Here is a 13997-nt window from a genome sequence, read left to right as displayed (position 1 = left end):
GTCCATATGGACGATTTCTGGCATGGATGCGCGTTTCGTTCTAGCCGTTTCGAAAAGCCGCGGGCATTGTGCCTGTTCAGGAATTTGACGGCGCAGCGCCCCCCGATTGTCCTCGCCAAAGATCATCCATATGGACGATCTTTGGCGAGGGCGAATGTCTATTCTGGTTCAATAGCAGATTGCGAGGATGCTGTCCGCGAACCGACGCTACACAACCTTTTCAAAGGCTTTTTTCTAGTGAGAAGTTTTTTAAACAGGATTTATTCAAATTTGGCATATTGTAGCTGTCGTATAGCGGGTCTTGCCGGGTGTACGGCGGTACACCCGGCCGCAAAGTCGCTATACGATATAGAACACGGAGGGATTCGTGCTGGCCTCCGGCTTGTAGACCTCCGCATCATGCTCGGTGATCATGGTCGAAATCTCGCTGTCGGGATCGTTGATGTCGCCGAAGTAGCGCGTACGGGTTGGACACGCCGCCACGCAGTACGGCAACTCACCATCTGCGACGCGGGAGGCGCAAAAGTCGCATTTCCCCGCAACACCCTCGTTTTTGATAACGATAGGAATCTCATACGGGCACGTAACCGCGCAATCGCCGCATCCGATACAGAGCTCCTTGTCGATTGCCACTATCCCGGTTTCGGCATCCTTCGCGATCGCGCCCGTCGGGCAATTGGCGTAGCAGACTGGACTCTCGCAATGGTTGCAGAGCGTCGGACGGAACTTCATCTTGACATTCGGGAAGGTTCCCGTTGCTTGGTAAAGGACGTCGCCATCCAAGCTGATTACGTGGCTGTAAAATGCATCGCCCGGAACCTGGTTGGACATTTTGCAGCTAACTACACAGGTTTGACAACCCGAGCAGTAGCGCGTATCAATAAGCATTCCGTAGGTCATCGTTGCCTCCTTACGCCTTCTCAACTTGAATGCGGACATCGTTGAACGGGCTGCTCGTGGCGCTTATGAACTCCTCAACCGCGTTCTTGGTGTAATGTGTCAGCATCTGGTAGTGACCCTCGATAAACTGCTCTGGCGTCCAGCCCTGCGACATGCCGGTAGTGCCCGTGATGATGCCGTCCGAAACGAACGCGCGCAGCGTCATGGAACCACGATCGTTGAATGCGCGCACTACGTCGCCGTGGGCGATTCCGCGCGCATCGGCGTCGACGGCGTTCATCACCAGATACGGCTCGGCCTCGATAGCTTTGATGGCCGTAGGCAGCATACCCTGTGTGTGCACGGCAGCGCGGCTATGCCACTGGATGAATTGCAAGGGGAATTTGTCTTTAAAGGCGTCTTCGGGGTTGTCATCGACGCGCTGGCATGTGGGAACCTGCTCGCCGAAGGGAACCAGGTCGTCTCTGTAGAATTCGATGCGTCCGGTCGGGGTGCTGAACTTTTTGTCGCCGAACGGGTAGGAGGGACCATACACTCCGTCGTCGCGAGCGAAGATGCCGGTCTTCATCATCTCGTCCATATCGAAAGACTCCATGCCTGGATGCTCGCTGCCTTCCAGGAATGTACGCACCCATTCCTCGTCCGTTTTGCTCCAGTAGTCGCCAACGCCCACCTCTTGGGCGAGGAGCGAAAAGATTTCGCAGTCGGACTTGCTTTCGCCCATGCGCTCGATCTGCGGCTGGTTCATGCGCACGAAGGGGCCGTCATTGGTCACGTCCCAACATTCCCAGTAGGTGGCAACGGGTAACACGATATCGGAGTACTCGGTTGTCCAAGTCCAGAACGGGTCAGCCGTTACGATGAAGTCGATAGCCGGAAACACCTCGTTGATGATCTTGTTGGCATCGGGGCTCTGGTTGATAAAATTCGAGATGGCAATATAGAGAAAGTCCACCGGCACCGGATTGCCCGTGAGGGCGGCATCGTAAAATTCGGAGGATTTGAACGCGTTGCCCGCGATAAGCTCGTCGGCCATGAGGCTGTAGGGTCCGAGCAGCACTTCGTAGAATGCACCGAAAGCATCGGATTTCTCGCCCACGTCGTACCATTCGCCATCGTTGAAGATGGAGCCGGCGCTGATAAAGTTCACGGCATCGCCTGTTGTGGCAATGGGAACGCCGAGGTGCTCTCGGCCCACACCGCCACCGGACTTGCCGATGTTGCCGCAGACGGCGCCCAATGTGACTGCCGCACGCGAGGTGGCGTAGGTGTAGCGAGTGCGGTTCGTGCCCTGTGTTACCTGGATGCCCGCTGGTATAGCCTGCGCGTAGTCCATGGCCAGTTGCTGAATAACCTCGGCGGGAACTCCTGTCACCTCGGCGGTGCGGTCAACCGGCCATTTGGCAGCCTCGGCTACCAGGTCGTCCATGGCGGGATGGCAACTTACCCCGTCAACGTTGAAGGAGCCTGTGAGCGCAAGGGTGCTTTCGGGACCAGAAGTCTGGTCGTCGTTGCCGCCGGCATCCGCGGGATCGATCTCGACCATGGCATCGGTTGCGGTATCCCAAGCGCAGTACGTGTCCGCAGACGGATGCAGGTATTCGCCAGTCTCGTCGTTGAGCAGCAGCGGCGCACACGTGTAGTTTGCCAGATAGGTCTTGTCATGCAGGTCGTTCTGGAAGATGAGGTTCATCATGGCCAGAATGAGAGCAGGGTCGGTGCCAGGATTGATAGGAATCCATTGATCGGCCATTGCAGCCGTAGAGCTTAGGCGCGGATCGACAACCACCAGTTTGGCACCACGGCGACGCGCTTCGGCGATGTGGCGAGCCACGGGCGTGTAGGTATCCACTTTGTTGGCGCCGAAGAACAGCAGATACTTCGAATTGTACCAATCTTCGCCATCATGGCCAGGAGCCGGGTCGCCGCAGGTCATGAACATGCCGATCGACTCGCCGTGGTCTCCCATGATGTGTTCGGGCTCCCAAGTAGACGCACCGACGTTAAAGGCGAAACGGTTCACGGACTGGTTCGCCAACGTCGTCAGGTTGCCGGTCATTCCCCAAAAGCTTGCAGCCTGCGGGTTCTTCTCCATGACGGCTTTCAGCTTCGTGGAAATCTCGGAAATGGCTTCATCCCAACTAATCTGCTCGAACTGGCCAGAACCACGCTCGCCCGTGCGCCTCATGGGATGCAGGATGCGCGCGTTCTCGTCCTGAACCTTCTCAACGAACGCCATGCAACGTGCGCATGCGTTGCTGTTGCCAGGGCGGTTGGGTAGCGGACCTGGCTCTACGCCGATGATCTTGCCGTCCTTAATCTTGCCCTGCAGGTAGCAATACGAGCAGTTGTATCCGCTCGCAACGCCCACCGTTTTCACATTGGCTTCGGCGACAGTTTCTGCAGCCTTCTCGGTCTGGGCGGCAGGTTGGCAGCCGGTAAGTGCCAAGCCAGCAACTCCGGCTGCTGCAGCGACAAAACCTCTTCTGCTTATGCCCATCTTGGATGATTTGAGGCCAACATCACTCATATGACCCTCCTCCTAACTAACGCTCTCCCTAGCGTTTACTCGTCAGGGATAGGCTATCAACGCGGCCAATGCCAGATATTAAGGGATCCATTAAGAATTATTACGAATGATTAAGTCGGGGTAGAGCATTGGGCTCATCAAGCCCTGAGATGACCTTGCCGACGCTCACACAAGGCGGTAGCCATACCCCCATTCGGTTAGCAGATGATGCGGTTTGGCTGGATTCTCCTCAATCTTTTCCCTGACCTTGCGGACTACCACCGCAACGACGCCGGAATCGCCTATATAGTCCTCTCCCCACACGCCTTGCAGAAGGCGTACGCGTGAGATTGCTTCTGTCGGATGCCGTGCAAGAAATGCCAGCAAATCAAACTCCTTTGCCGTCAGAGGTACTTCCGCACCACGTACGACCACGGTTTTCGAGCTCAGGTCAACGGAGAGATCGCCTAAATCGATTACATTCGAATCCTTCCTTTTCGCAGGAAACGCATCGCGTCTGCGCAGGCAGGTCCTTATCCTCATGATCAGCTCTTCGGGTTCGAAAGGCTTTGTCACGTAATCGTCTGCCCCTAGCTTGAACCCCATGCCCTTATCGACCAGATCGCCCTTCGCCGTAAGGAAGATCACGGGAACCCTCATATCAACATCGCGGATTGCCTCGCAAACCTCGAAACCGTTGAGTCCTGGCATCATGACATCCAAGACGACCAGATCGGGAGATGCTTCCCGGAATATGCGCAGGGCCGCCTCGCCATCGGAGGCGGTATCGACTTGATAGCCGTTCTTCTCCGCATAGTACTTGACTATCTTGAGCACGCTGAGCTCATCGTCAGCCACAAGGATCTTGCTAGGCATCGCCTTCCCCTTCCTCCTCGGATACCACAGCGATATAGGGAAGGATGACCGTGAAGAAGCTTCCTTCACCGACCGTGCTCTTTACATGGATGGAGCCGCCATGCAGCTCTGCGTATTCCTTTGCCAAAGCAAGCCCTAGGCCACTTCCGCTTGTAGGTTTGTCCATATGATCGCTTGCCTGCACGAACTCCTCGAAGATTGTGCGCTGTTCCTCTTCCGGTATGCCCGTTCCATTATCGATAACGCGGAATCGTATGGTTTCGTCCTTCTTGTGGTGATACGCTTCGATGACGACGCAGCCATTGCCGGGCGTATGCTTGATGGCGTTGCTGATCAGGTTTTCCAAGATATGGGATAGCTTGATCGAATCCGCAAGAAACAACGGCATTTGCTTCGATCTGAAGAACGATAGAGTAAGATTGCGCTCCGCAGCTAATGATGCCAAAGAGGATTCCAGATGATAGAACACCTCATCGGTATCAACTACTTGCATTTCGAGCGAAGCCCTGCCCGCCTCGAGCTTCGCTGATTCCAAAATATTCTCGATAAGCCTTAGCAGGTCACGTGAGTTACAGGCGATGGCTTCTATCGCATCCGCATCAAGGTCATCTCCCGAAGCATTCGCCTCGCGAAGAATATTCGCATACGCGATGATCGCCGTAAGGGGCGTCTTGAGTTCATGGCTCATCATGGTGAAGTAATGCGATTTGTATCGGTTGTCCGCCTTCAGACGCCCGTTCAGAGCCTCCAGCTCCTCGGCCTGCGAGACCAGTAGCATGTTTGCGGATTCCAAATCGAGGGTTCTCCTCGAGACCTCTGATTCGAGCCCTAGATGAACAGCCTCGAGCTTCTTCGAGGCGTCGTTGAAGAAGGAGACCAAGCTGTTTATTTCCCCCTTGGCACCGATTGCATCGGCGTTGAGCTGCTCATACGACTGATCGGTGCCGTATCGCTCGATTGCGCGCTCCAGCCTGCCTAATGGCTTCGATACGTATTTCTGGATGAACCAGTAGCTTGCGAGTATGCATCCTGCCGACAGCACCACGAGAAACACACCCTGCAACAGTGCATTGTCGAAGTAGTTTTGCTCGAACTGCCTCGTAGGCGTGGCGATGCTGATGATGCCAACGAGATCCCCGTCGACGAAGCCTTCTTTCGGATATCCCGTCTCGTCGATTTCACCGGCAACGCCTCCATGGCAGCTCTCGCAGGTATCATCCATACGCAATGGGGCGGCGTATCGGAAATAGCGGCCCTCCTCGCCTTGCATTTCCCCGAAAGCCGTATACTCTTCGATGCTCGGATCGTTTGCAAAGGCAGCGAGCGCCTCTGTCTCGAAGCCGTCGGCGCGGTTCTGTTCGCTTCTCGGATTCAGTGCAGCATAGCTGATGACGTAATCGGTGCGTTTTGAGAACAGCGCGCCGACGGACAAGCCCGCTTTGGAGCAATAGAGCCCTTTCTGGTTGTAGACGCCATCCCTGTCATAGTTGATCCTGCTCTGATTGACTGAGATGAAATCCCAGATGGCACTCATGTTCTGAGAGAGAATATAGGCCTGATCCCGCATGGTGTCTTCGGCCTGTTTTCGCTGAAGAGACGAGCTGAGTGCGATGTTCACCAGCAGCAATACTACGATGATTGCTGTAACCGGTAGCGCCAAATGGTAATGAAGTCTGTGTTTCTTCAACTGAGCGACCCCGCTCCCTTTGCCCCTTTACCCCTGCACGCAGAATGACAGACATGGAATGAGAGGTCAAGAAAAAAGCATATCGGTCGTGAAGTACTTACAGATAGTTTTGGGCTTAAAGGACAAAACGTGTACCCTAGGCTCTAATCCCAGTCACTTCTCCAAGTACCGCTCGTATGCAAATCGCTCCAAGCGACTGCGCGACCCCATCTGGCTACAGCGACTTCGCTTTCTTTGGCGTTTTCCGCTTCTCGGTAAAGCGCTGCTATGCTTTCGTCGGTGGGCATCGTCTGCAATATGGCGGCTGCGGGAAGCGGGCGCTCGGTATGCAAGTAGCACCACCACGATATCGCTTTGATGCGTCGCTCTAGCCTCATACCCCGATGGCGCCTGAGCATTTCGCGCAGCTGGGCGTTCACGCCGCCTTCTATCCGATTGTTCGTGGCGGGAACAGCTCCGCCTTCCAGCAGCTTCTCATCGAGGTAGGTAAACAACGTGCCGGCGCGGGCAAGCTTTTCGAGGCTGCGGCGCGCCTTTCTCAGCCGCTCGTGCTTGAACTGCACCCTGCCGTCGATGACCGCCTTCTCCTTGAGGAAGGCGTCCCACTTGTTGCACCAGCCCGCGAAGGCGGCCAGCCACTCCGCTGCCTCATTGGGGCTTTCCACATGAAGGAGGTCTTTGGCTATCCCGTAGAGCTCGGCTCCTGCCTGGAGCTTGGGTCTTGTCGTCGTGCAACGCTTCACTTGCTCGAATGCGTGGAAGGTGCACCTCTGCACGCGCGTTGTCGGCCATACGGCGCGCCTTGCCTTCTCAAAGCCGCTGCCACCGTCGCTCACCACGACATCGGGAGGGGCAATGCGCGCCATGAGAGCCGCCCATGCCTGCGAGTGCTCGCTTCTCGCCAGATGCCAGCCCACAACGCAGTCCTTCGTGCAGGCGATGAGCACGACCGCCTTGCGCCCAAGCCAGATGCCGTCAACGTGGACGACGTGATGCATCTCGTCGCAAACCGGCGCGACGGGCCATATACGCCAAAATCTTTCCGATGAGCGCCTAAAAGAGCGCCCCGCCCCCGGCATATCGGCTTGACGAGACGGTGAGAGCAGCCAGGCGAGAAAGCCCTTGAGCTTTTTCGCGGTGGTATTCACCTTGTGCGTTGTGGTCGCGGCGCACGACACGCACTGCCAGCGCTTCGTGCCTTTTGCCGTCTTGCCGTGACCCTTCATCTTGCCCCCGCACACAGGGCATCGTTTAGCAGCCATGCCCCAAATTGAAGCATATAGCTCAACTCTACCCCTTGACCTGCGGTGTCAAGGGATTTTAGGGTACACGTTTTGTCCGACCGCAAAGTTGATGCCTATCAACCCTAGACAGCAAAATTCAACTTCTTATCTGGTAAAACACAGCAAATTAGGGTACACGTTTTGTCCTATAACCCTAGTTTTGCCTAGGAGAATAAAAAACGAACCCGGAGGTTCGTAGATGGTGTAAGTGGTGCGCCGTGAGGGATTCGAACCCCCGACGTACTGATTCGTAGTCAGTCCCTCTATCCAGCTGAGGTAACGGCGCACGTAATTCGACAGCTCGATTATTCTCCCAGTATTGCCGTTGATTGTCAAAGGGTTTTTGTAAAATGATGCAAAATGTTTGCTTTTGCTATTTGCCCCTTTCAGAGGGCAGAATTAGCCGCTCTTGGGTGTAGCGAGCGGGGTTGCAAACGCAAAACCGCAGGACGCTTATCGAAAAACGGCAGTTTCGTATAGGCGGGGCGTTCTCGACGCGCTACAATAACCCGATATATCTCGAGGACTCCCACTGCTCACCGATCAACGTGTCACCACAGGGAGGCGCCGCATGCGGCGCTCGAGGAAGCGCAGCCGGAATCGGCGAGCACGCAGTTCGCCATCGAGCCGGGCATTATGCGAATGCGAACGGTCGCGCATATGCGGGAACACCCTGCGCATGCAGTCAGAAAGGGGTTTGGATGAACGAAGAAGAGAAAAAATTCGCGCTCTATCAGAACTTTCAGAAGGTCAATTCCATCGATCCGGAATTTTTCGAACAGTATCAGGTAAAGCGCGGTCTGCGCAATCCCGACGGCACGGGCGTCGTTGCCGGCGTTACGAACATAGCTAACGTGCACGGCTACGTGGTTTCCGATGGCGTGAAGACTCCCGATGAGGGGCAGTTGCGCTACCGAGGCTATGATCTGTACGATCTGCTTGAAGACGATTCGAGTGAGCGCCGATTCAGCTTCGAGGAAGTTGCCTATCTGCTCTTGATGGGCGAGCTACCTACGCAAGAGCAGCTCGACCGCTTCGTCTCGGTGATCGACAGTCAGCGCGAGCTGCCCGACGGATTCACCGCTTCGCTCATCATGCGCAATACGCCGCCTGACATCATGAACATTCTTTCCCGCTCCATCCTTTTGCTGTATGCGTTCGACGAGGATGCCGAAGATCGTTCGCCGCAGCATGAAATCCATACGGCTATCTCGCTCATCTCGCGTCTGCCACGCATCATGGTGCTCGCATACTACGCGCAGCGTGCGAAATATTACAACGAATCGATGATCATGCACCGCTTCGTTCCCGGCCAATCCACTGCCGAAACCATCCTCTCGATGCTTCGTCCCGACCGCTCGTTTACACCCGACGAGGCGCGCATGCTCGACATCATGTTGTGCTTGCATGCCGAGCATGGCGGCGGTAACAACTCCACCTTCACCACGCGCGTCATCACGTCCGCCGACACCGATGCCTACTCCACCTATGCGGCCGCCATCGGATCGCTCAAGGGCTGGAAGCACGGCGGAGCGAACCATCAAGTGCTCGCCATGCAGAAGGAGATCAAGGAGCACGTGGCCGATTGGTCGGATGACGGACAGGTTGCCGACTACCTCGCGAAAATCGTCAACAAAGAGGCGTTCGACAAGACGGGCCTCGTGTACGGTATGGGCCATGCGGTGTACACCATCTCCGATCCGCGTGCGATCATCTGCAAGAAGTTCGCCGAGCGTTTGGCCGAAGGCACCGAGTTCGAGGCGGAGTTCAATCTGCTCAAGAGCATCGAGCGCTTGGCGCCTGAGGTCATTTTGAAGGAGAAGGGCACGAGCAAGGATATGTGTGCGAACGTGGATATGTATTCCGGGTTCGTGTACTCGATGATGGGCATCCCTGAAGATCTGTTCACGCCGCTGTTCGCCTGCGCCCGCATGTCGGGTTGGGCGGCGCATCGGTTCGAAGAGATCGTGTCGGGCAAGCGCATCATCCGCCCTGCGTACAAGACCACGCACTCCGGCAAGCGCGCGTACAAGGTGATCGGGGAGCGGTAAGGCGTTCCTGCGTTACTGCGCAGCGGCGAGCTTTTCTGCTCACCGAATCTTCGGATCTTATCAGCTCGCCGATATGCGTGACTGAGAAGGTCGCTTATACGCAGTGCAACTCTTTTAGACAAAGCGGCGCGTCGATTGCGAGAGTCGGTGCGCCGCCTTTTGTTTGCGCAGCATGCCAGGTGCCGTTTACGCGGTGCCGAACGCGAGTTTTTCGAACTCCTCGAGGGGGGCGGGCCGCGAGTACAGATAGCCCTGGATCATGTCGCATCCTGCTTCGGCGAGAAACGCGCGCTGCCGTTCGGTTTCGACGCCTTCGGCGACGGTTTTCATCCCGAGCCGCTTTGCGAGTTCGATTGCTATGCCTACGATGTCTGCACCGCGGCTGTCTTCCATATTCGGCTCGTCGAAGAAGACGCGGTCGAGCTTGAGCGTGTCGACGGTGAGGTTCTTCAGCACGTTGAGCGAGGAGTACCCGCTGCCGAAATCATCCATCGAACAGGTATAGCCCGCCGCGTGGATGTCGTCGATGACCCCCGAGAGCATCTGGGGATTCTCGAACACGAGCGTTTCGGTCAGCTCGAATTCGATGAGCGAAGCAGGTACGGCGTATCGCTGCCGTATGGCTTCGAAGCTATCGAGGAAGTGGGGATCCCTCAGGTGCATGCGCGAGAGGTTCACTGAAATCGGGATGGCGCGTTTTCCGTCATCGTGCCATGACTTGAGCAGCGAGCACGTCTGCTCGAACATGTAGAGGTCGAGTTCGACAATGAAGCCGTTGCGCTCAAACAGCGGGATGAAATCGTTCGGGGGAATAAGGCCGTTTTCGGGATCGTTCCAGCGCACAAGCGCTTCGGCTCCGGCAACGGTGTTGGTCTGCAAATCGAGCTTCGGTTGCAGGTAGGCCACGAACTCCCTGTTTGCGAGCGCTGTATGCATCCTGCTCTCGATGTCCTTGTCCTTCGCAAGCTTGATGCGATCGTCGTTGCTGTAGTAGTGGAACAGGCAGAGTTTGTTGACGCGCTTGTCGCCTGCCTTCTTGCGCGCGACGTTCGCGCGATCCTGTATCTGCATCATGGGCAGATCCGGTTCGTCGATCAGATAGACTCCGGCGGTTACGGTAAGCAGGTAGGCGTGAGCGGTGTCGATCACCATATGCCGGTTCGCATCGGCGACCATGCTCTCGATGCGCGCCTCGAGACGGTCATTGGACTCGGCTCTGATCAGGAGGTTAAATACGTCGGCAGAGATACGCCCGGCGAACTCGCCTTCGCCGATGCATCCGGAGAGCTGCTCGTAGAGTGTTTTCAGCACCGCATCGCCTTGGGCGAGGCCGAACTGATCGTTTACTACCTTGAATTTGTCGATATCGATGGCCACAAGCGCATAGGAATTCGGGGGAGCTGCCTGTATGGCGGCCCCGGCATCTGCCTCGAAGCTCGTGCGGTTGCGCCCGCCGGTGACAGGATCGACGAACGCGAGGTCGCGCAGTTCGAGCGCAGTCTTTTCGGCGCGATTGCGCTGTTCGATGGCTTCGGTTGTGTCGAGATAGAGTACAAGGTACACAGGATCGCCTTCGATATAGGAAACGCAGTCAGCGAATATGCGGAAGAAGGCGTGCTCGCCGCGGATGCTGATCGCTTCGGCCTCGAACGAAAGCGAGGCTCCCTCGCGCATAGCGGGGTAGTGCTCTGAAATGACTTCATCGTTGAGCATCACGTTGCTTTGCAGCAGTCGTTGCATCTCGGGCGTACCGATGGGGCCGAAAACTCGGCGAACCGATCGTTGCCGTACAAAAGCGAAAGACCGTGTTCGCCGACGCGGTAGCGGGCGATGAAGCCCGGTATGTTGTCGTATGCGATGGAGCGCTCTCGTTCTATCTGCACGACATCGTCGACGTTGGTAAAGGTGGAGTAAATGACGGGCATGCCGTCGATCAGCTCATTCGTGAACTTGCCGACCACATGGATCCAGGTAAACGAATCGCCCTTTTGGCGCATATGCAAGAGGCATTCGTATCCAGGCTCGCCCGCTTCAAACGCTTTCATGACTTTGGCAGAAAGCTTTGCGTATTCTTCGGGATCGTTCTGAAAGTACATCCCGCAGCAGTTTTCGAAGAGGCGCTCGTACTCTTCTCGCGTGTATCCCGTCATCGCGTAATAGAAATCGTTCGCCCATACGACTTCGAAACGCTCGGTGAACAGATGCTTGCTTACCGATACGTGCAGGGCGCTCATGAGCATGTTGTATTCTTCAAGCAGCGAGTCTTCGGTTATGCACGCAAGTTCCTGAGCGCTTCGCGACCCGTTTTGAAAAACGCTGTCGGCAGCAGCTGTCTTAGGTGTACGCGCGCCGTCGTTTGATTGCTCGAGCATGGTCCCGCCTTTGTCGAATGGACGTTCCGACCTGCATAGCAGAAATAGCGTAAAGTATAACCTGAATAGTCACAAAAAGACCGGGCTTTCGCCGTAGGGAAACGAACGGTATTAATCTTCTTTCGGGATAGATACGAGGCGTCTCTGCGAAAGGTAGGGACGTGGGGATGCGTAGGTGCCTTGCGAAGCCATCCGAGCGCCTTTCCGTGCTGCTGAGAGCCTTGTGGTTTTCGCCGATGCGTTTACGGATCATTGTAAGGACTTCACTATAATTGGACTGGTACGCTGGTGGGTACGTACACAAATCAGGCGGCATCGGGTGCAATCGGTTGCATCGGTGCATGTACGGGTGCGGGGTTATGGATTTTCCTACAACGGTAGTCGAAGCGATCAAGAGACAATACGAGGCAACGAGCACGTGCAGGGCGTTCGGCGGATGCGCAAGCGAGGCTATGGCCCCGTACTACGTTATGCATCTCGAAGACAACCTTATCGAACCCATGGCCCCGTGCCATCGCGAAGAGTACGCGCTCGGTGCTGGGATCGAGCTCGATGAGAAGATGCGTGCGCTCAGATCATCCTCGGCGATGACGTTCAATCTGCTGGGAAACCATCGTGTCGAGGTGTCCGATCCGCTGCTCGCGCCCGTCGGCCGCTACGAGGTGAACTACGAGTACCAGCTTTCCACCTTGCGAAGCAATCCGAACAAGGCGAACCTCGATGCGCGGCTGCTCGCCGAAGATCGGAGTACGGTCGTGTACTGCGAGATGAAGATGGCCGAATGGATGCTCGGATGGATGAAAATGCTTCGCGCATCGTATCTCGATCCTGCTCGGTATCTGATACCGCGGTGCGAAGCACAGGTGTTCATCGATCTGTTCGAGCAGCTCGTTGCCGGGCATCCGAACAGGAAAGGCTCGCGCAAGACGCGGTTTTCCCGGTTCGACGCGCTGCAGATGGCAAAGCACCTGCTTGCGATCTACAGCAACCTCGATGCCGAAGAAGCTTCTTCGATCAAGCTGATAACCTGTATATGGGAGGTGCGCGATACGTCTGTATTGGCCCCCTACGAGCGCAAGTACGAAAGCTGGCTGGCCATCGAACGGCGCGAGTTCTCGGAATTTGCCCGGGCGGCGTTGCCCGTACTCGCTTTGTTTGAAAAACGCGGGTTCGATTTGGTGATCGAGTACGTACCGTTCGATCGCTTTTTAGCCTGCCTGAGCAAAACTGACGAGCAGCAAAGAAAGCTTGCGCGGTATCTCATGTGATGTTTGGCATTGGGATATAGGATGCGGTCGGCAAAAGGAATGCTGGCGAGAGCAATTCCGATCCGAGATCCCTGCCGTGCCGAATATGTTTGTGTTCTAGGTTCATTTATGGGCGGACGGATGAGTCAGGTATACTGATACCAATCGACGACAGGGGCTGATCTTCATGAGTACGAGGGACTTTGGTATACCCGAACAAACGGCGCACGTGCCGCAGATGCAGACCCCCTTCCCGCCCGCATCCGTTCCTCAAAAACGGGAGGGCATCGGCATCAGGCTGTGGCGGGCGGCGTATCCTGTGCTGCTCGTGCTCGGCGTGCAAGCGGTTGCGGGGTTCGTGCTCGGCATGCTGATCGCCGCGAATCCTCAGCTGTACCGCATGACGAGCGACTTCGACCTCCTTTGGCTCGTTCTCGTGGCCACGGTTGCTTCGCAGATTGCAGCGGTCCCGTTTCTCGTCGCGTTTCGCATCATGGACGAAAATCGGCTTCGGGCAAAGGGCGTGTGGAAGCGCTACCGGCTGCCGAACTTCGGCTACCTCGCGTTGTGCTTGGGGATCGGAATCGGCATGGCGCTTCTGGCCTTGTGCCTGTTCGAGCTGATCGGGCTCGGAGACGACGGAACGCAAGTGGTCATGTTCGCCTCGCACCCCTTTGTTTCCATTCTTGTGATCGGGCTTATAGGCCCCGCAGTTGAAGAGCTGGTGTTTCGCGTTCTCTTATTCGGAAGGCTTCGCGAATGGATGGGCCCCGTGTCGGCTGGCTTACTTTCGGCCCTCGTGTTCACGCTTGCTCATGGCAACGAGATCCAGGGGGTCACCGCGTTTTTCTACGGCCTTGCACTCGCGTTCGTGTACGAGAAGTTCAAAACGTTCTGGGCTCCGTTTCTTCTGCATGCGGGCGTCAATTCGACGGTGGTGCTGACGGCGGTTGTCGGCCGCGGGTTCCTCGTCGGGGCGACGCTGCCGTTTGTGGCCCTAGCGAGCGCGGCGGTGGTCGTTGGTTTGGTGTTCGTTGCCTATCGCGCCCGCCTTCCGAAAGAGAGGGAATAG

Annotated in this window: 10 protein-coding genes and 1 tRNA gene; 3 read left to right on the top strand and 8 right to left on the bottom strand. The window is 56.4% G+C overall.

Annotated elements, in window-relative coordinates:
• Nucleotides 1-339: 339 nt before the first annotated feature.
• The 6 genes from FJE54_RS03015 to FJE54_RS02990 form a co-directional block, all read right to left on the bottom strand.
• On the bottom strand, nucleotides 340-900 hold the full coding sequence (locus FJE54_RS03015; RefSeq protein WP_139651271.1) for a 4Fe-4S dicluster domain-containing protein: 561 nt from the start codon (nucleotides 898-900) through the stop codon (nucleotides 340-342).
• A 10-nt stretch (nucleotides 901-910) separates the two neighbouring features.
• Nucleotides 911-3430: a molybdopterin-containing oxidoreductase family protein gene (locus tag FJE54_RS03010; protein WP_139651270.1), complete on the bottom strand. Its 2520-nt coding sequence runs from the start codon at nucleotides 3428-3430 to the stop codon at nucleotides 911-913.
• Nucleotides 3431-3595: 165 nt separating this feature from the next.
• Entirely contained in the window at nucleotides 3596-4285 is a 690-nt protein-coding gene (locus FJE54_RS03005) for a response regulator transcription factor (RefSeq protein WP_139651269.1), read from the bottom strand.
• Nucleotides 4278-5972: an ATP-binding protein gene (locus FJE54_RS03000; protein ID WP_139651268.1), complete on the bottom strand. Its 1695-nt coding sequence runs from the start codon at nucleotides 5970-5972 to the stop codon at nucleotides 4278-4280. Before FJE54_RS03000 ends, FJE54_RS03005 begins: the two co-directional genes overlap by 8 nt.
• 143 nt (nucleotides 5973-6115) lie before the next feature.
• Nucleotides 6116-7234: an IS1249 family transposase gene (locus FJE54_RS02995; RefSeq protein ID WP_139651267.1), complete on the bottom strand. Its 1119-nt coding sequence runs from the start codon at nucleotides 7232-7234 to the stop codon at nucleotides 6116-6118.
• A 230-nt stretch (nucleotides 7235-7464) separates the two neighbouring features.
• Nucleotides 7465-7541: transfer RNA gene (locus FJE54_RS02990), tRNA-Arg, on the bottom strand.
• 415 nt (nucleotides 7542-7956) lie between these two features.
• Here FJE54_RS02990 and FJE54_RS02985 point away from each other — a divergent pair.
• Nucleotides 7957-9306 carry a citrate/2-methylcitrate synthase gene (locus FJE54_RS02985; RefSeq protein ID WP_139651266.1) on the top strand — a complete coding sequence of 450 codons (1350 nt, stop codon included), beginning with the start codon at nucleotides 7957-7959 and terminating at the stop codon, nucleotides 9304-9306.
• Nucleotides 9307-9492: 186 nt separating this feature from the next.
• Here the strand turns inward: FJE54_RS02985 and FJE54_RS02980 are convergent, their stop codons facing one another.
• Together FJE54_RS02980 and FJE54_RS16130 are read right to left on the bottom strand one after the other, a co-directional pair.
• Nucleotides 9493-11019 carry a putative bifunctional diguanylate cyclase/phosphodiesterase gene (locus FJE54_RS02980; protein WP_218971890.1) on the bottom strand — a complete coding sequence of 509 codons (1527 nt, stop codon included), beginning with the start codon at nucleotides 11017-11019 and terminating at the stop codon, nucleotides 9493-9495.
• Nucleotides 11019-11678, bottom strand: coding sequence for a PAS domain-containing protein (locus tag FJE54_RS16130; RefSeq protein ID WP_218971889.1), 660 nt, complete (start codon nucleotides 11676-11678; stop codon nucleotides 11019-11021). The genes FJE54_RS02980 and FJE54_RS16130 overlap by 1 nt, the downstream gene beginning before the upstream one ends.
• Before the next feature lie 359 nt (nucleotides 11679-12037).
• On the opposite strand from FJE54_RS16130, the gene FJE54_RS02975 reads away from it, so the two are divergent.
• Both FJE54_RS02975 and FJE54_RS02970 read left to right on the top strand, forming a co-directional pair.
• Nucleotides 12038-12946, top strand: a complete 909-nt coding sequence (locus FJE54_RS02975) for a PGN_0703 family putative restriction endonuclease (protein WP_139651265.1) — start codon at nucleotides 12038-12040, stop codon at nucleotides 12944-12946.
• 166 nt (nucleotides 12947-13112) lie between these two features.
• Entirely contained in the window at nucleotides 13113-13997 is an 885-nt protein-coding gene (locus FJE54_RS02970) for a CPBP family intramembrane glutamic endopeptidase (RefSeq protein ID WP_139651264.1), read from the top strand.

This window comes from Raoultibacter phocaeensis (genome assembly GCF_901411515.1).
GTDB classification, from domain to species: Bacteria; Actinomycetota; Coriobacteriia; order Coriobacteriales; family Eggerthellaceae; genus Raoultibacter; species Raoultibacter phocaeensis.
This window is presented reverse-complemented; position numbering and strand designations above follow the sequence as displayed.